At 61.7% G+C, this 18095-nt stretch carries 14 protein-coding genes; 9 read left to right on the plus strand and 5 right to left on the minus strand.

What is annotated here, in order from left to right; translation table 11 throughout:
• Position 1 precedes the first annotated feature (1 nt).
• The 7 genes from virB11 to CEQ44_RS24915 all read left to right on the plus strand — a co-directional run bounded on the left by virB11 (position 2) and on the right by CEQ44_RS24915 (position 8041).
• Positions 2-1006 carry a P-type DNA transfer ATPase VirB11 gene (gene virB11 / locus CEQ44_RS05585; protein ID WP_008830724.1) on the plus strand — a complete coding sequence of 335 codons (1005 nt, stop codon included), beginning with the start codon at positions 2-4 and terminating at the stop codon, positions 1004-1006.
• A gap of 19 nt (positions 1007-1025) precedes the next feature.
• Entirely contained in the window at positions 1026-2984 is a 1959-nt protein-coding gene (locus CEQ44_RS05590) for a type IV secretory system conjugative DNA transfer family protein (RefSeq protein WP_037519786.1), read from the plus strand.
• Positions 2965-3930: an LPD7 domain-containing protein gene (locus CEQ44_RS05595; RefSeq protein ID WP_083910243.1), complete on the plus strand. Its 966-nt coding sequence runs from the start codon at positions 2965-2967 to the stop codon at positions 3928-3930. Before CEQ44_RS05590 ends, CEQ44_RS05595 begins: the two co-directional genes overlap by 20 nt.
• Positions 3931-4184: 254 nt before the next feature.
• Positions 4185-5015: a type IV toxin-antitoxin system AbiEi family antitoxin domain-containing protein gene (locus CEQ44_RS05600; RefSeq protein ID WP_088185268.1), complete on the plus strand. Its 831-nt coding sequence runs from the start codon at positions 4185-4187 to the stop codon at positions 5013-5015.
• Positions 4958-5848 (plus strand): nucleotidyl transferase AbiEii/AbiGii toxin family protein, encoded by an 891-nt coding sequence (locus CEQ44_RS05605; RefSeq protein WP_217895044.1) that lies wholly within the window; start codon positions 4958-4960, stop codon positions 5846-5848. The genes CEQ44_RS05600 and CEQ44_RS05605 overlap by 58 nt, the downstream gene beginning before the upstream one ends.
• 246 nt (positions 5849-6094) lie before the next feature.
• Entirely contained in the window at positions 6095-7126 is a 1032-nt protein-coding gene (locus CEQ44_RS05610) for an IS110 family transposase (RefSeq protein WP_088185689.1), read from the plus strand.
• A gap of 411 nt (positions 7127-7537) precedes the next feature.
• The gene (locus CEQ44_RS24915) at positions 7538-8041 is read left to right on the plus strand and encodes a phage integrase N-terminal SAM-like domain-containing protein (protein WP_008830718.1); all 504 of its coding nucleotides are present in this window, start codon (positions 7538-7540) and stop codon (positions 8039-8041) included.
• Positions 8042-8122: 81 nt separating this feature from the next.
• Here the strand turns inward: CEQ44_RS24915 and CEQ44_RS05625 are convergent, their stop codons facing one another.
• Positions 8123-8728 carry a hypothetical protein gene (locus CEQ44_RS05625; RefSeq protein ID WP_217895018.1) on the minus strand — a complete coding sequence of 202 codons (606 nt, stop codon included), beginning with the start codon at positions 8726-8728 and terminating at the stop codon, positions 8123-8125.
• A 55-nt stretch (positions 8729-8783) separates the two neighbouring features.
• Positions 8784-8906, minus strand: a complete 123-nt coding sequence (locus CEQ44_RS24920) for a hypothetical protein (RefSeq protein WP_019054272.1) — start codon at positions 8904-8906, stop codon at positions 8784-8786.
• On the opposite strand from CEQ44_RS24920, the gene istA reads away from it, so the two are divergent.
• Positions 8880-10382: an IS21 family transposase gene (gene istA / locus CEQ44_RS05630; protein ID WP_140419344.1), complete on the plus strand. Its 1503-nt coding sequence runs from the start codon at positions 8880-8882 to the stop codon at positions 10380-10382. The genes CEQ44_RS24920 and istA overlap by 27 nt on opposite strands.
• On the plus strand, positions 10379-11224 hold the full coding sequence (gene istB, locus CEQ44_RS05635; protein ID WP_019054274.1) for an IS21-like element helper ATPase IstB: 846 nt from the start codon (positions 10379-10381) through the stop codon (positions 11222-11224). The genes istA and istB overlap by 4 nt, the downstream gene beginning before the upstream one ends.
• 764 nt (positions 11225-11988) lie before the next feature.
• Here the strand turns inward: istB and CEQ44_RS05640 are convergent.
• The 3 genes from CEQ44_RS05640 to CEQ44_RS05650 all read right to left on the minus strand — a co-directional run bounded on the left by CEQ44_RS05640 (position 11989) and on the right by CEQ44_RS05650 (position 18089).
• Positions 11989-15627, minus strand: coding sequence for a DEAD/DEAH box helicase (locus CEQ44_RS05640; RefSeq protein ID WP_088184251.1), 3639 nt, complete (start codon positions 15625-15627; stop codon positions 11989-11991).
• A complete protein-coding gene (locus CEQ44_RS05645) occupies positions 15627-16580 on the minus strand; it encodes an aminotransferase (protein ID WP_088184250.1) in 954 nt (317 codons plus the stop codon). The genes CEQ44_RS05640 and CEQ44_RS05645 overlap by 1 nt, the downstream gene beginning before the upstream one ends.
• A 255-nt stretch (positions 16581-16835) precedes the next feature.
• Complete coding sequence (locus CEQ44_RS05650; protein ID WP_088184249.1) at positions 16836-18089, minus strand: hypothetical protein; 1254 nt, start codon at positions 18087-18089, stop codon at positions 16836-16838.
• Positions 18090-18095 lie beyond the last annotated feature (6 nt).

Genomic DNA, 18095 nt, shown 5'->3' on the forward strand with positions numbered 1-18095 from the left:
AATGAGCGACACCGCCGTCCTACGCCATTATCTCGCACCGATCCTGCCGCTGCTGGAGCCGGTCGAGGTGACGGAGCTTGTCATCAACAAGCCCGGCGAAGTCGGCATCGAGGATCATCGCGGTTGGCATTGGCATAGCGTCGCCGAACTCGACAGCGACTGGCTGGCGACGCTGGCCGTCGCGGCCGCGAGCTTCACCCGGCAGGACGTCAACGCCGAGACCCCGATCTGCTCGACCATTTTGCCAGGCGGGGAGCGCTGCCAGATCGTCATACCCTCGGTGACGCCGACCGGCGCGCCATCCTTCACGGTGCGCAAGCCCTCGCGCGTCAATCTTGCGATCGATCAACTCGCGCAAACCGGTTTGTTCGCTGGCACACGCTCGGCCGCCCGCGGTCTCGGCGAGGTCGATGCGCAATTGGTTGCGCAGCGCGACGGCGGTGACTGGCCGGCTTTCTTCAAAACCGCCGTTGCCGCCCGCAAGAACATCCTGGTGAGCGGCGCGACCGGCTCGGGCAAGACCACCTTCGCCAAGGCGCTGATCCAGCTGATCCCGCCCGACGAGCGGCTGCTCACGATCGAGGACACCCGCGAGCTTGTCGTCGAGCATCGCAATGTCGTGCACATGGTCTATTCGAGCGAGCGGCAGGGTTTGGCCAAGGTCGGCCCCAAGCAGCTGCTCGAAAGTGCGCTGCGCATGCGGCCCGATCGCATCCTCCTGCAGGAGCTGCGCGACGGCACCGCCTTCTTTTATCTGCGCAACGTGAATTCGGGTCACCCGGGTTCGATCACGACCGTCCATGCTGGCTCGGCGATGGGCGCGTTCGAGCAACTGACGTTGCTGGTCAAGGAATCCGAAGGCGGGCGCGATCTGGCCCGCGACGATATCCGTGGGCTGTTGCACATGCTCGTCGATGTCGTCGTCCAGACCCGCAAGCGCGCCGGAAAATTCGAAGTCGAGGAGGTATATTTTGATCCGGCTGTCGGACGCACGACCGCTCACTAAGGTCTCGATTATCGCGGGGATGCTCGCGGCGACCTTTTTGGCATGCGCCCTGTGCGCGGTGCTGGTGGCCCTCGTCGGCCTGAACCAGATTGGCCCGCGCATGCAGATCTCGGCGATCCCCGCATGGCTCTGGTATTACCGCGGCGATCCGCTGCTTCATCTGTGGCTTGAGCGCGGTGCATTGGTCAGCGGCGCGATCGCTTTTGTCATCCTGCTCGTCATCCTGAAGCGGGGGCGCACGCTCCATGGCGAGGCACGGTTCGCGCGCGAAAGCGAGATCCGGCGGGAACATCTGCGCAGCAACAGTGGGATCATCGTCGGGGAGAAAGGCGGCCGCTATCTCGTTTTCGGCGGCACCGAGCATGTCCTGCTCGAGGCACCGACGCGCGCCGGCAAGGGCGTCGGCGTTGTGATTCCCAATCTTCTCAGTTGGGCAGACTCGGTGGTGGTGCTCGACGTGAAGCGCGAGAATTGGGACATCACCGCTGGTTTTCGCGCACGGCATGGTCAGGCGGTCTATCTGTTCGACCCGCTCGATCCTGAAGGGCGAAGCGCCCGCTACAATCCCTTGAGCTTCATCGACCGGCTCGACGGCACCGATGTGATCAATGAACTCCAGAAGATCGGCGGCATGCTGTTTCCAGCGCCGGAAAAGGCCGATCCGTTCTGGGCGGAAGCCGCGCGCGCCGCTTTTGTCGGCGTTGGCGCGCTCGTCGCGGCCAATCCCGCCCTCCCCTTCACGATTGGCGAAATCTATCGGCGACTGACGACGGGCGACCCCAAGGTCGAACTGCCCAAGGTCGTCGAAGAGGCCCAGCGGCGCGGCCAGCGGTTGAGCCAGGCCTGTGTGTCGGCATTGAGCGACTTCACCTCCGCGTCGGACAACACCTTTTCCGGCATCAAGCAGACGATCACCTCGAAGCTCAATTTGTGGCTCAACCCTTATGTCGACGCGGCGACGTCGGAGACCGATTTCGATCTGCGTCAGGTCCGGCGCGAGCGGATATCGATCTATCTTGGGGTGTCGCCCGACAATATCGACCGCATCGCTCCGGTCTATAATCTCTTCCTCCAGCAGCTGATCGATCTCAATACGCGGGAATTGCCCGAGAATGGCGGCCGCGTGCCGGTGCTCATTCTGCTCGACGAATTCGCCCGCCTCGGCAAGGCGCCGGTCATCGCATCGGCTTTTTCTTACGTTGCAGGCTACGGGCTTCGCCTGTTGCCCGTGATCCAGAGCCGGTCCCAGCCCCGCGGCATCTATGGCGTGGATGTCACCGACGAGATTATCGCCAATTGCGGGCTGGAGATCGTATTCACCCCCAAAGAGCTGAAGGTCGCCAACGAACTTTCCGAACGGCTCGGCTTTTTCACGATGAACGTCAAATCGAAGAGCCGGACGATTCATGGCCTGCTCGCCAACCGCAGCATATCGGAATCAGACCAGCGCCGAGCGTTGATGATGCCCCAGGAACTGATGCAGATGCCCAAGGGCGACCTTCTGCTGCTGCGCGGTGGCATTCCGCCCGTCAGGGGTCGCAAGATCGAGTATTTCCGATCGAAGCGCTTCACGAGCCGGATCAGTGACCCACCCAAGGTCGCGCCCCGTCCGATCACGATCAACGCCGTGTCGTCAGCCGCCAAATTGGCAGGCAAGGCGAGTGGCAGTGATCCTTTGGCACAGGCCCTTAGGGCGAAGAAGGCCGCCTTGTTGAGCGACGGTCAAGCGATCGCGCCGACAGAGCGGGCGGACCCTGTCATGCGCGCGCTCACCGGTGATGAACTGTCGGGCTTTGCCGAAATCACCGATGACATGTTGGTGCTCGGCGACATGGTGGATCTACCACCACCCGGCGACGAACAGGCCGCTATCGCCTTTGTCACGGCAATGACGGCCCGGGCCGTTCTCGAGCCCGTGGGTGGAGGCGCCCAATCTCCAGCATTTGTGACCGAAAGGCATGACCATGACAGAGAATGATCGCAAGCAATCCGGGACGGCGAGGGCTATTACCAACAGCGTTGGCCTCGACGACGCCAGACAGCGCAAGGCGCAGCCGCCGGGGGCGGCTGCGCTAGAAAAGTCCTCGCCCGGGGGACCAAAGGACGGGCCCACCGAAGCACCTGGTCATGTCGGCGCTGTCGGTGCGTCACGAAGTGCGCCCAAGGTGCATTCCCTCGAGGCGGGCGACGTGCCGGAGAGCGTGCGGAAGCGCTATTATGCCGACAAGGCGAAATGGTCGGGCGAACCTGCCTTTTTCACGACGGCGCAGGCAAAGGATCCCGCGTTTCGCGATCAGGGCCGACGTCTGGTCACGGCGACGGAGAGCCAGGAAGTCGTCAAGGATTTGGTGGCGATCGCACAACACCGCAATTGGGATCGAATTCACGTCACGGGCTCGGAAGAATTTCGGCGATCGGTCTGGATCGAGGCCAGTCAAAAGGGGCTGGAGGTACGTGGCTACAAGCCCAACGATCGCGATCTCCAGGAGCTCGACCGGCTGCGCGGGGAAACGAGCCGCAATACGATTGCGCCCATGGCAGCCCGCGACGTCGATGTCGTCCGTGGTTCAACTGGGATAGGCCGCGAGAGCGACGCCAGTGGTTTGGAACGGCCGGGTGCGCGGCGCGGCGATCGTGGCACCACGCCGAATGATCGCGCGGCCGACAGCCAGATGCGCGTGATGGAGGCAGTGATACGACGGACGTTGTTCGACAATCCCGAGGCGGTTGCGCGGGTGATGACAGTTGCCCGCACACAGCTCGATGCGCATATCGCGGCGGGACGCAATATCCGACCGGCAATGGTCAAGGACGCCTCCCCCAGCGTTAGGCAGGATGTGGTCCGCGGCCGTGACCCAGCCACACCCCCCATCCCTCGTCCGGGTCGCGAGACCAAGCCTCAGGAACGCAGCCGCTCTCGGTGACTGGGAATCGGTCTTTTGCGCCGTAGCCCCTCTACGACATAGGTCTCAGGCGATCGGCTCCTGGTTTAAGAACCGCCACTTTTGTTCGGCTGTGCCGAACTTTTTTCATGATTGATAAACCGCGAGTGACCCAACCCCAGGCCTGTCGGATATATACTATACGCGCGAACCGTCCCGCAAAGCGCAACAAGCTTGCCAGATAATATAATTCTCGTTATATCAAACGCGCCGGACATGGCTCATAGAGGCTCAAATTGCGCGAAGGATATAATCTCAAGACGCTTGGACCTCGCGCCGCCCAGCTGATCGTCGAACTGAACGAACGCCGTCAGCCGATCTTTTCGCTCGCCGACGTCACCGAGATCACAGGTCTGAGCCCGTCATCGGCACGCAGCCTCGTTGCGAACTCCGAAGCGCGCGGCATCGTCACGCGCCTCAAGCCCGGCCTTTACAATCTGGTGCCCTTCGAGCGGGGCCGCGACACCGAGCATGTGAGTGATCCCTACCTCATCGCAAGAACGCTGGTTGGCGACACTGACTACTTCATCTCCCACGGCAGCGCTCTCGAGCTACACCGCATGGTCACACAACCGCAGTTGGCCATCATCGTCTCCTGCGCCAAACGGCTGCGCCCGCAGCACATTCACGGGTATGAGTTCCGCTTCGTCGACGTCAAACCGCAGGATTTCTTCGGCCTGACCGAGATCTGGATCACACCCGAAGAGCAGGTCCGGATCAGCGATCCCGAGCGGACCATCATCGATGGTCTTGACCATCCGCAATATGTCGGCGGCGTCACGGAGGTCGCCAAGGGGCTCTGGATGAAGCGCGATACGCTGCGGATCGAACTGATAATCGACTACGCACTTCGCCTCGGCGTCGGCGCGGTAATCCGCCGCCTGGGCTATCTGCTGGAATTTTACGGGCTGGCCGACGCAGCGGCATTGGAGCCGTTGCGCGCGCGGCTGACCCCGACCTATCAGCGCCTCGATCCGTTGTTTCCCAATGAGGGCCGGATGCTGGCCCGATGGCGCATCCGGCTCAACGTCGAGCCCGACGAACTCGATATGATCCGGAGCAGTTGATGATTCCCCAGCGCGATCTCTCCCGTATCGCCAACGGCCTTCTCAAGCCTCGCGGCCGCCGCGTGCCTGAGGCGGTGATCGAACGCGACTATTGCCTGGCTTGGTTCCTGACCGGTCTGGCCCAGCATCCTTTGCGCGAATTTCTAGCCTTCAAGGGCGGGACGGCATTGCGCCGCTGCTGGTTCGAGAATTACCGCTTCTCCGAGGATCTCGATTTTTCGCTGATCAAGCCGATCGAGCTGGACGCGATCCTCTCCGGCCTGAACGAGATCTTTGCCATCGTCGAGGCGGCGTCGGGGATCAACATGGCCTATGATCGGCCCGACCGACATGGCCATCAGAACACCCACACCTTCTATCTGAGCTACAAAGGCCCGCTACCCGCGCGCAGCGACGTGAAAGTAGATATCACGATCAATGAGGTGTTCTGCTTTCCGCTGGCCGAGCGTCCGATCCTGCGGACCTTCGAGGAATTTGCCGATCTGCCGGATGGCCCGACCATTCTGGCCTACAGCCTGGCGGAGATTTTCATCGAGAAGCTGGCGGCCCTGTCGGACAAGGCCCGCACCGAGCCGCGTGATCTCTACGACCTTTGGAATCTGCTCGAAGAGCGGGACATCCGGCCAGCGGAATATCTCGGCGAACTCACCCAGAAGCTCGCCCTTCGGAAACGCACACCCAATGCCGTGACAGCCGCCATTGCCGCCAAGGAAAAGCGTATGAGCACGCTATGGACTAAGCGCTTACAGCACCAGATGAGTGACCTACCACCCTTCGAAGGCGTGTTTCGCGAGGTTATGCGCGTGCTGCGCGAAGCCGATCTACCAGAATAGGATTGAGAGTCCGGCTGCCTGCCCCCGCAATGCCGTCCCTCGAGATTGTGCACCGGCGATGCTGAATATTGGCGTGTGCCCAACGACAACGGACCGATGATGGGACTTGTACGAACATGACGTAATCGCGGGAGCGCCGGCCTTTGGCCAGATGCACGGGATTACTGGAAGGTTGGTTGCCCCCCGATAAGATGAAGAACGGGCTCACGATTTTGGACCGGGCCCAGCATCAAATGGAGGACAACCGTGGATCAGCATATAGGACTCGACGTCTCCCTGAAAGACACTTCAGTATCGGTTCGTCAGGACGGCAAGCGCATTTGGCGTGGCAAGTGTGCATCCGACCCGAAGCTTCTCGCAGAAGTGATCCGAAAGCGCGCACCAAATGCAAAGCGCGTGGTATTTGAGACCGGACCTTTGTCGGTATGGTTTTTCCATGCCCTCACTGCGGAAGGTCTGCCGGCGATCTGTATAGATGCGCGCCATGCCAAGGCCGCTCTGGATATGGCTGCCAACAAGACCGATGCGAACGACGCTGACGGACTGGCCCATCTGGCTGAAGTTGGTTTCTATAGGGAGGTCCGCGTCAAAGGCTTCGACAGCATGTTGATGAGGACGCTGATCGCCGCCCGCCGTCAACTCATGAAGATGAGGGTGCAGATGTCGAACCAGATACGTGGGCTGATGAAGACGTTTGGGCTGGTCGTCCCCAAAGGTGTCGGCAGCGTCTTTGAACGCAACGTTCTTACGCTCCTAGAAGGCGAAAACGATTTGGCGCGCATCATCCTGCCGCTGCTCAAAGCCTGGAGCGATATTCGGGTTCGTGTGGCAGAGTTAACCAAGCAACTGGTTACGATGGCCGGCACGGACCAACGCTGCCGCCTGCTTACTTCAGTGCCTGGTGTGGGAACGGTCACCGCCACGGCCTTTGCAGCAGCCATAGAGGATCCGATCAACTTCAAGAACTCGCGCGCTGTAGGCGCCTGGGTCGGTCTAACCCCGAAGCGATATCAGTCGGGAGAGGTTGACTATGAAGGCCACATCTCGCGTCGCGGCGACGCAAAGTTACGCACCTTGTTGTACGAGGCGGCTTCGGTCATTTTGAACAGGTCGACGGAGACGAACACCTTGCGCACCTGGGCTCTGGCGCTGAAGGAACGGCTCGGTTTCAAACGAGCCGCCGTCGCCCTCGCGCGCAAACTGGCAGTCATCATGCATGCGATGTTGACGTCGGGCGAGCTGTTTGATCCCAATGCTGGAGCCGCCGTGCCTACTTGATCTACATCGGCACACCTTCACCAGCACATCTAACGTTTCACTGATAGCGTCCTTTGAGGACGCGCCGAGCCGTCCCTGCCGGGACGCGGCTGAGATCATTCCGCGAAGCGGGAAGCAACTGCCCTCGTGAGCAGATTGCGTCACGAACATAGGAAGATCTTGCCTACGGAACACATCCTGCGGCGATCAACTTGCGTCGACCGCGTAGACGACCCTGTACCCGGCATACGCATGGCTTCAGTTATAAACGATTTGATTTGGCTGGCTTGACAGAGGGGCGATTAGACGACCCGCTGCGCGGGAGTGGCACCCAGATTTGACGGTGCGCTGATCATACCGATGATGCGCCTGGCTTGAGCGAACGGCAGCACAGGCAGACCCTATCGACCCCTTCAACTGAGGAGTCGAACGATGAACACTTCCACTGTGATGATGCCTGTCCGGTCGCTGCGCGAGCGTATGGCCGAGGACATGGACCTGCGTCGGTTATCCCGTGCCACGCAGCGCAACTATTTGCGGGATGTGGCGCGCTTTGCCACTTGGCTGGGCCGTCCTCCTGATACCGCAAGCGGCGAAGACACGCGGCGACGCGCCAGGCTGCCGCGCGGAACACGCTCGTCGACCGCAATCCACCACGTAACGCTGATCGTCGACATCGAATTCGACGCACACCGAGGACAACCACCGGCGCACATCGTCCTGCAGGCCCTTGGGCGTGCCTCGCAGCGCCCAAAGCAGGATCTCCAACACCGTCGATTTGCCACGGAGGTTACGTTCGCTCGTTACTGCCCAGACGCCGGCGGCCAGGTCCGACCAGTCGAAGTCGATCGGCCCCTGCGCGGTTCCGCGTTTCTCTCCCTTGAAGGCAATGCGCCGCACTGTCAGCTTTCGCGCGCAGAGGCCGGTCCGCCGTGATCCCTCGCTTGCGCAGCGCGAGCTCCGCCTCCGTAGGCCGCACCCCGGCTTTCGCCGCGACTGTTTCCAGCCAACCACCGCTCATTCAACGAGCCCTTCCATGATTGTCGCGAGACGGGCCAGCACCCGATCGGTGACCGGCTGGATCACATGGCTAAGTTCCGTTCCCGCATATTCGGCCTGTAGATACTGTCGGTCCTTCAGCGCCTTGCCGCCCTGTGCACCCGCCACCCGAGCCACGATACAGGCACGATCGCGATACCAGCTAAGTTCGGGTGCTGCAGCGGCGATCCGCCCCAGCGCGTCTTCGCCTGCAGCAGTCAACAGATAGAGATGCTCGCGGATCTTGCCGCCGGGAACACCGTCGCGCTTGATCCGAATGAGGTCTGCTGCCCGCAGGATCGCCAGCGCATTGTCGAGCGGTTCGAACGCCCCGAACAGATAGCGCACCATCGGTAAGCGCCGGAGATCAGGTTCGCGATCATAGAATATGCGCTGTGCGATCGTAAGCAGATCGCGTTCGCCGGACGTCTCAAACTCCGTTAGGAGTTCGTTGGCGAGATAGTCGGGATTGCGCATCCAGAAATCGAGCGCCTGCAGGCGCGACTGGGAGTGCAGGACGCAAACAACATCGCGTCCCCAGTATCTGGCTGCTGCGCGACAATCAGGATGAGAGAGCAGCGTCAATCAAGATGAGAATCGCCACCTGCTGATGCGGCGTAGGGCGTAGCCCGGAGCCGGATCAGCAGGTGGCGATGTCGCCCTTTCCGGGGCGTTTCTGATGGTTGCGGCCGGTCAGGTATTCAAAGGCATAACTTCGCGAGAGGGGATGTCGTTCATGCCGGGCCGCCACGTCAACGATCATCAGATGAGGCTCTACATGAAGCTCCGACATACCCATGCCGTTCCGATCGCCGCCGCCAAGGCCAGTATCAGCACGGCGACCGCATATCGCATCGAGGGAGATCCTCGGCTTCCCTCGCAAAGGCAGGTCCAGCGAGAGCGGCGACGCCCGGACCCGTTGGCCGGGATCTTCGACGAGGATGTGGTCCCCATGCTCCAGGCTGCGCCTGGTTTGCGGTCAGTGGCAATTTTCGAGGAGATATGTCGCCGTCACCCTGAGCTTGATGGGCGCATTCGGCGCACATTGGAGCGAAGGATCCGAACATGGCGGGCGATCCATGGTCCCGAGCAGGAAGTGATCTTCCGGCAGGTGCATGAGCCGGGACGGCTTGGCCTGTCGGACTTCACCGAGATGAACGATGAGCACGTAACGATCGTCGGCGTGCCGCTCGATCATCGCCTCTACCATTTTCGGCTGATATGGTCGGGCTTCGAACACGTCCATGTCATTCTGGGCGGCGAGAGCTATGTCGCGCTTGCAGAAGGGTTGCAAAACGCCCTGTGGGCCGTCGGCGGTGCCCCGGTTGAGCATCGCAGCGATAGCCTGTCGGCCGCGTTTCGCAACTTGGACGCTGATGCCCGGCAAGATCTGACGCTGCGATATAACGCGCTGTGCGAACATTATGGCATGACGCCGACGCGCAACAACCGCGGCGTTGCCCATGAGAATGGCGGGATCGAGAGCCCGCACGGGCATTTGAAGGCAGCAATAAAGGACGCGCTGCTGATGCGTGGTTCGCGAGACTTCGATGATCTGGCGAGTTACCGGCACTTCATCGACGAAGTCGTCAGCCGCAAGAACCGGCGCAACGGCCCACGCATAGACGCCGAGCGTGCGGTATTGCAGCCCCTGCCTGGCGCGCGCACCAGCGATTATGAGGAGACGATCGTCACGGTCACCTCGACCAGCAGCTTCACGCTTCGTAAGGTGTTCTATACCGTGCCCTCACGGCTGATCGGGCATCGGCTGCGCGTTCGGCTTTACGATGATCGCCTCGATCTGTTCATCGGCGGCACTCACCTGATGACATTGCCGCGGGGGCGGTCGTTCAATAACGGCTCCCACGGCCATGTGGTCGATTATCGGCACGTCATCCATAGCCTGCGGCGCAAACCCATGGCGCTCCTGAAGTTGGTGTATCGTGACCAGCTCTTCCCAAGGGAGCCTTATCGTCAGACCTTCGACCGGCTCATCGCCGCGTTGCCCGAACGGATCGCTTGCCGACAGATGGTAGAGCTATTGGCAATGGCGCACGAAAGGGCTTGCGAAGCCGAACTCGCGGAACTGCTGGCAGCCGACGTGGCTGCTAACCGTCTCCCCGACATGGATGCCTTGCGAATACGCTTCGCTCCCGATCCGGCGGCGCTTCCCGACGTGGTGGTGGAACTGGTCCCCCTTGTCACCTATGATGTTCTCCTGGCGGGAGAAGCCGCATGAGCCGGAACGCACCCGCTATCGACGCCCAGCGTCTGAGCCTCATCCTCAACGACCTGCGCCTGCCAGCAATCAAACTGATCTGGCCCGACTTTACCACGCGGGCAGACAAGGAAGGCTGGCCTGGGGCCCGCCTGCTTGCGGCGCTCGCTGAGCATGAGATCGCAGAACGGGACCGACGCCGGATCGAAAGACACTTGGGCGAAGCCCGCCTGCCGCCGGGCAAGACTCTCGACAGCTTCGCCTTCGATGCAGTGCCAATGATCTCCCGCGCCCGGGTGACGGCGCTGTGTTCTGGTGATGGCTGGCTCGAAAAAGGCGCAAACCTCATCTTCTTTGGTCCACCGGGTGGGGGTAAAACCCATCTGGCGGCCGCAATCGGCCTTGCGTTGATCGAAAATGGCTGGCGCGTCCTGTTTACCCGCACCTCCGATCTGGTCCAGAAACTTCAGGTCGCCCGCCGTGAACTGGCGCTCGAAGCCGCGATAGCCAAACTCGACAAATATCATCTGCTGATCCTCGATGACCTCGCCTACGTGACCAAGGATCAGGCCGAAACGTCCGTCCTGTTCGAGTTGATCAGCGCACGGTACGAACGGCGTTCTACGCTCATCACCGCCAATCAGCCTTTTGGAGAATGGAACCGGGTCTTCCCCGATCCCGCCATGACGCTCGCCGCCGTGGATCGCCTCGTTCACCACGCGACAATCTTCGAGATGAATGTCGAGAGCTACCGCCGTCGCTCGGCGATCCAGCGACAATCACGCGCTGGTCGGCCACCGACCTTCGCGACAATCAAGTCCAACGAGGAAATGTCGCGCAGCGACAATCAAACCTGCGAGTAGCGCTTGCCAGCGTCAATCAAAGCAGGCACCACTTGAAAACCGCGACGATCAGTTCTCATCCTGATTGACGGAAACTTCTCATCCAGATCGCCGCGCCATAATCTGGCATTATTTGTGTCTCCCGCTGCCTGAATGCAGGAGAGCAAGCGAATGGCTGTTTGTCTTTCGCTGGCAACAGCTATTTCTGTCACTTAAAATCACCCTGCTGTCGATCTTCGTCAACTTGCCCCGCCGGGAAGATCACCCTCTTCTTCTCTACCCGATTGTCCCGCAAAGACTAGCCGAACCCGCAATGTTCGACGCGAGTTTTATACTGAAATTTGAGTTAGGAGCGCGAAATATCGTCCGCCTGGTTCAAATTTGAGCTCGTTCCTTTCTTGAGCGTTCCGATGGTGTTCTATGTACAGCAGCCCATCGGCAACACCAATCGCTTCCCCCCGAGCGCCTGCACACTAAGCGGCTTCGAGTTCGAATCCATCATGCAGTGCGGCTTGCCACTGCCAGAGCATGCATATCGACGACACCGGACGAAGGCCATGCTGTCTGCGGCACATGAGCAGATAGGCGAAGTTTGAAGGCGAACGAGGGCCACGAGTGATCGGAAAGCGGTCGTCATATCATCTGCGGCAGGCATCATTGACGCTGAACCGAAGGGCATCTCCGTCGGCGCGCTAACGACCGCTATCCCCGATTGGCTTCCCGCAAGCTGTTAGCCTTCAAACGGCCAGCCTTGCCAGTTTTCCTTCTCGGTGCGGTCGGGGATGCTATCGGCGCGCGGGTCGGAATAGCCGGGTTACCGTCACGTTCCGACCTATGGTCTGCAGCTCGAAATCGCTCCCGAAGCGGCGCGCACCATCCGGTCCTCCTCGCGAAACCGCAAGTTCGAAGCCCGCCGGATCGAGCCAGTGCGTCACGTCCCCCTGCGTAGCCGGCACCACGGCATAGCGTTGCCGGCGGCCGTCGGTTCCGGTGAGCTGCGCGTCGAAATGGTCCGGGGGATCGGCCGCGGCCTCGCGTAGGGGTAGGCTCTGCCGCCAGCGCTGAAGCAACTGCGGGTCAATCCTGTCCTCCGCCTGTGGATCATCGAGCTCGGCCAGCAGCCACGCATCGAATTCGCCGCGGCGCTCGGTTGCTGCATCACGTGTCCGCGCCAGACCCTGCGACAAGCAGAACGCGACCAGTGGATCATGCGTGCCCCAACGCAGCAGCTCTCGCGCCCAGAATCCGATCCACGGCAGGCCGGTCGTTTCCTTCCATTCGGCGAGCGTCGGCGTCGAGGACTTGTCCGGCGCGCCTTCTGACCACGCCCGGGCAACGACCGCGCCGAGCGCAACTCCGAGACGAAACTCGAGATTGTCCGCTACGAAACGCTGCCAGGCTCGCAGATGCTCCGCGTCGGGGCCATTGGCGCCCGGCTCTTTCATCCACCATCCCAGCACGTCATTCCACTGGTCGAGTAGCGCTTGGTCACCGACGGTAGCGCGGACCCGGAAGCCAAACCCCCTGTCACCTTCGAGAAGGTTGCCGATCGCCTCAAAGATATCGATCCGTGCTTCCGCTTCGAGGGCGCCATAGTCCGTGGCTGCGGCAAGAAGCGCACGGATCTGGCCGGCGATGGCCTCGAACCGCCTCCCGATCACCGGCGGAAAGCCATATTGATAGAGCCGCTGCCGCTCGCCGGTATCAGGATACAGATGCTCCACGATGCCGCGGCCGCGCTGAACGAACGCGGCCTCTAGCCAGTCCTCCTGCGCCCGCGCCACGGCTGTGAACGTCCGTCCCCACAAGTCTTTTAGCTCCGCCTCCGCCCGCGCCGGGCTCATCGGGGCATCGCCCATCTGCTCGCTCTCGGCGAGCGCAGTAAGCAGCACGGTATCGAGTTCGTCCATGGCATCGGCGATCCGCGCGAGCGGGCCGGTGGCCCCGGTGCCGGCCTCTCCGCTGACATCGCCAGGCGCGGTACGCTCGAGCCAGTTCATGAATGCGTCGGGTGCGATCCCCAGCACGTCGCGCGCCTTTTCCCAAATGCGCTGGAGCAGGAGGGCAAGCGGACTTTCCACAGCGTCGCGCTCCTGTTCTTCGGCGAGGAGCTGGCGGGTGAGCTCCTCATATTCGCCCGTCCACTCGCGCAGCTGCCGCTCCTGAGCCGCCTTGGGACCGGCCGCCGTGGTCGAGATTCGCAAGGGCAGGGCGACGAGCGTCATTCCCTCAATGCCACGGGCCGCTCCCGGTCGGCCCGCGCGCCCGGCGAGGTTACGGAATTCTGCCGTCGTGAATGGGATGACGACCGGCTCCTCTTCGACTGGATCCCAGGACCGCCGCTTGAGCGATGTCAGGAAGATGAGATCGAAGGGCAAGTTGACGCCTTCCGTGAGCGTTGCGGTCGCCACGGTGATCGGGCAGATTTTTCGATCGATCATTTCCACCATGAGCCGACGAAGCCGTTGCGGCATTTGCCCGTGGTTCGTCGCGATCCCGCGGTCCAGGAGGAAAAGTTCGAACGATTCCCCCCCGCAATAGTCGAGGCAGGCTGCTCTCGCCTCGTCGAACCGTTCGCGCAGGAAGCCGTCGGGCGGTTCGAAGGCGACTATCTCGCGCCATCGCGCCAATTCGAGCGCATCACGGAACCAACGCATTGTCTGCTCCGGTTCTTGCGCGACGGAGATGAGAATTCGCTGGTCCTCGCGCGCCAGGTGGAGCGCGGTCCAAAGAACCGTCAGACTGTTGAACCGGTTGAGGCTGTTGCGCCAGAGCGAGGGCAACAAAGGCATCGCGGCGAAGCGTAGCGGCAGATAGACCGGATCCTCGCGACCCTTGAGGTAGAGGGGCTTGCCGTTCATGAGATCAAGCAGGATCTGGCCCGGTTGCCCCGGCGATGTCTCGAGAACGCCGATGATTTGCCGGGTGCTGCGATAGCGTACCCCAACCGCCTGCGCTTCTGCGCGCCCCTCGATCCAGCGCGCCACCGGCGCGGACGCACCGCCCGCGACGGCCGTGAGTGCGATACGGGTGATTTCGGGTCGCCTCGCCAGTATGCGCGACACGAGGCTCTCTAGCCGGAGAGCGCGGTTGCTGTGATCGGAGAAGCTGACCGCCGTCGCCTCTCCCGTTTCCGGCACGACCTGATGCGCTTCGTCGATTATGACCAGGGTGAGACGGGCCAGCAGAAGCTGGCCCAGATAGCGTAACAGCGCGTCCGCCTTCTCGACGGTGACGATGAGCACCACCGCCTCGGTGCTGGTCAGCCAGACATCGGTAATGCCCCAGTCAGCGCCGCCATAGAGGCCGGTCACGATTACATCGCCCTTGAGCTCAGAACTCAGCTTCGTCTCCACCTCGCCGGCCAGCGCCCGGGAAGGAACGATATAAAGTGCAAGCGGGCCAAGTCCGTCAGGATGGCCGCGTAGCAGCAGCTCCTTGATCAGGGCGAGGTTGGCAACAAGCGTCTTTCCCGAGCCGGTGGGCGTGCACAGCGCGAAGCTCGACGTTTCCAAGAGCCGGTCGATGCCGTGAAGCTGCGAGGTCCACAATATTCCCCGACCGCGGCTGAACTGATCACGGCCATAGCGCAACAGGCGCCCGGTCTTCTCGGGTCGCAGCGCGCCAAGGCGCATAAGCGACCGATAGATCGACGTGCTGACATAGCGATCCGCAACCTGTCGCATGAGGGTGATGACGAGCGCCGCATCAGGACTGAACATCCGGCTGGACAGCCCATCGAGCGCGTGGAGTTTAGCCATCGCAATACCAAGTCGCGCATCATCGCCGCGTCTCAGGCTGTCGGCCACAAGGCCAAGGCAGCGCACCAGTTCCACCGATGCGGCCCAAGCCATTCCCGGCCCCTCCTCGTCTTCGTCGGCGCGTAGCGCTGCCAATATCGCCGCCTCGGCGTTTGCGACGGTCAGCTGGGGATGCGCAGCCCAGAACCTGCTGGCGCACCTGACGACCCCGTCGAGATCGGCGCGCAGGAACGTCGCGTAGAGGCTGACGCCGTCATGGTCGATCTCGACCTGCTCGAGCAGGCCTGCCGCCATCGCAGGAAGCCCGCCCAACTGATAGGCGGCTGCCGCCAGCAGTTCGATCGGAACAACTTGCCGGATGCGGTCGTCTGCGCGCGCCAGCCATTCGAGGATTTCCCCGGTCCGACGGTAACAGTCGATACCGCGGGGCGAGTCCACCCCCTCGATCGATGCAAAGATATGTGCGGCATGGAGCAGCCGCCTCGCATCTTCGAGCTGTCCGGCGGATTCTCGATCCGCCCAAGCAATCGGGGGCACCTGCCAAGTCATCTGCAGGCAGCGGACATAGGCACGTGCCTGCGGCCGCGTCAGGGCGTTCTCGATGCCCAGCGCCTGGCGGATTTGTTCGGCGAGCGCCAGACGCTCTTGGTCGCGCGCTGCCATCAGCCGGCGTTCCAGAGCGAGGCGTAAAGCGCGTCGATCAGTACGTCGCCCCCCTCAAGGACAACCTCCACCACTTGGAGATCGCGGCCGGCCTCATATTCAGCGGGCGTTTCTTCCCACGGGACCAGAACATCGGACTTTTCGCGCCGTGCCGAGCCATTGCCGCAAATGATCACAAGATCGGTGCGTTCCGGTTGGGCCCCGAGCCCCAGGACGGCGCGATCAATCGACAGAATCGTGTTGGCGTGAGCATCAGGGTCGCGTTGCTCGAGCAGGAACTGCAACTGCCTAAGCCCATGCGGAATAAACGTGTCTCGGTTGAGTTCGCGCCAGATGCCCTTGCCGTCATGTTCGAGTTCGCCGGTCGCTTCGTTACGTACTTTGGGTCCATGGAGCAGGGTCGCGACCGCTCCCGGCGTCAGCGTCTTGCGCCATTTCGCCTCGCCGGCGATCACCCGGACCACCTCACGGTTGTCGCCCACGGAAATCGCCACGAAGTCGGTGCCGTGGCGGCCATATATCTCGCGGACGCGTTCAGGGTCGTAGCGCAGTGCCCAGAGATACTTTTCAACGTCGTCATGCTCACGGAACAGGAAGATCGGCACCTGCCAGACGTGGCCACCAACAAATTCTTCCTGATATGCCTCGGTTACGAGGCCTGCCATCACCTCGCCGAACAAGCCCCTCAGCGCCTTGGTCGGCAGGCAATTCGGATAGGCGACGACCGGCGCTGCGGCCCCATCGGGGTGTAGGCTGATCCCGATCTTACGATGGAAATGCTCACGCGCATCACGATGGGCAGATTCAAAATAGGGTTTGAGCGCCGCGAGCAACGCCGGCTCGCTAGGGGTCTGCTGTTCCAGCAGCAGGTGCCCAAAATTGTCGTCCTCGACGCTGCCATAAGCCTTGAGCCATCTGGCAAGGGCTTCTTTTGGCGGAGGGCAGTCGTGCATAGTCATTCTAGCCTTTCGCGCAGAGCCAGCTAAATTAAAGAAGCTATGCCAGGCAAGTTGATCAGCACAGATATTTTTGCGCCGCGCCGGGGGTTGGTGCGATGTCTTCTCTTACCTGATGAGTCGGGAGCTGAAGCCATCCAAACGGCAGCTTTCCAACTTTCGCCCCTTAGAACTGGTCAGTTGTCTTTCGGCCAATAGCCGAGGTTCGGCCAGAAGCCTATAGAATCGGGATCAGTTCCTGCCCGCCGATTCTCAGCCATCCGCCATCTTCGACACCTGCTCGAGCGACAAGCCCGTGACCCCAAAATTCTCGGTCAGCTCTTCCATGAAGGCGTGCACGGCATCGAGGATGCCGGACCGGCCTTCATCGCCGAGCATGTATTCGTGCATCGCGTAGTCGTTGAGGCCAAGATTAGGCCTCGAGCCTGGGCTGGGTCGTGACATCCACCATTCCACCCCCCGTAGCCCGCAGCCGCCCAAGATTAGGCGAAACGGACCCGCGCCGCCCGCCGCGCGCGAAGAAAGAACCGCTCTTTCCAACCAGCGCACGAGATCCTTGATCGCCTCCTCATAAGCGAGGTGAGGATATTCACCACGTTTGTAGAAGCTCCAGGCCGAAATGGCCCAGATTTCGCCATTGTCCTTGTACCAGCGTGCCACGGACTGGGTTGTCCGTCCCTCGCCGATGCTTTCGAAGACCACATAGCCGTTTCCAGACCTTCCATAGGTCAGATTTCCGCCAGTCCCGATAGGATAAAGCGCTTCCCGGCCCCCGGGAAACAGGCTGTTAGGAATCTTGCGCGCTACCGCCTGGGTCGCCGGCAACAGCCGCACAAAAATGCGCGGGGCGTCAGCGATGAGGAGGTCGACCTGCCCCAGATGCGGGCACGCGACCGGCAGAGGATTGTACGCTTCCTCCCAAATGCTGGGATCATGGGGGAGGGGAAGATGCCATTCCGGTGGTGGCGCGCCCGGTTCGACCTCGAGGTTCGTCAGCATCGCCGTGAGATACTCGCGGAAAAGCTTCTGTAGTTTCTTGCGCTCCTTTACCAAGGTCTCATCGGTCGCACCCTCTGGCAACTCGAAGTGGATCGAGCCCGACATATGCCGTAGGTCGAACGGAAGATCTTCGTGACGCGTCGGGCCTATCGCCTTGTTGAACACGGGAATGACCCGCTGCCGGCCGAGTGCTCTGCGGGCATAGCCCAGCTCGAGCATGACATTGGGATTAGCGATGCATTTGCGGTCATCTCCCTTGCCGATCACATCGACGGTCGAAATGTCGCCGACGAAGATCGAAGCCAGATCGATCTTCTCCAGTATCTTCTCTGCGATGAGTTCCATGCCGAGGACGCCCTTCGCGCCCTGGTCGACCTCGAAGCGCTCCGCTTCCTGAAGCTCGGCCGCCAGTTCCTTGACCGCGCCTTTCAAGGCGTCATGGATCACGCTCCGGGTTTCGCGTTGGGGCGCGTCACTCTGCCAGGACCAGAAGATGGTGCGCGCCATAGACGA

This window comes from Sphingobium sp. Z007 (genome assembly GCF_900013425.1).
Classification (GTDB): domain Bacteria; phylum Pseudomonadota; class Alphaproteobacteria; order Sphingomonadales; family Sphingomonadaceae; genus Sphingobium.

Coding starts and splice junctions, on each gene's coding strand:
- virB11 (WP_008830724.1), top strand. CDS start 2: ATGAGCGACACCGCCGTCCTACGCCATTATCTCGCACCGATCCTGCCG.
- CEQ44_RS05590 (WP_037519786.1), top strand. CDS start 1,026: ATGCTCGCGGCGACCTTTTTGGCATGCGCCCTGTGCGCGGTGCTGGTG.
- CEQ44_RS05595 (WP_083910243.1), top strand. CDS start 2,965: ATGACCATGACAGAGAATGATCGCAAGCAATCCGGGACGGCGAGGGCT.
- CEQ44_RS05605 (WP_217895044.1), top strand. CDS start 4,958: ATGGCGCATCCGGCTCAACGTCGAGCCCGACGAACTCGATATGATCCG.
- CEQ44_RS24915 (WP_008830718.1), top strand. CDS start 7,538: ATGAACACTTCCACTGTGATGATGCCTGTCCGGTCGCTGCGCGAGCGT.
- istA (WP_140419344.1), top strand. CDS start 8,880: ATGCCGGGCCGCCACGTCAACGATCATCAGATGAGGCTCTACATGAAG.
- CEQ44_RS24920 (WP_019054272.1), bottom strand. CDS start 8,906: ATGATCGTTGACGTGGCGGCCCGGCATGAACGACATCCCCTCTCGCGA.
- istB (WP_019054274.1), top strand. CDS start 10,379: ATGAGCCGGAACGCACCCGCTATCGACGCCCAGCGTCTGAGCCTCATC.
- CEQ44_RS05640 (WP_088184251.1), bottom strand. CDS start 15,627: ATGGCAGCGCGCGACCAAGAGCGTCTGGCGCTCGCCGAACAAATCCGC.
- CEQ44_RS05645 (WP_088184250.1), bottom strand. CDS start 16,580: ATGCACGACTGCCCTCCGCCAAAAGAAGCCCTTGCCAGATGGCTCAAG.
- CEQ44_RS05650 (WP_088184249.1), bottom strand. CDS start 18,089: ATGGCGCGCACCATCTTCTGGTCCTGGCAGAGTGACGCGCCCCAACGC.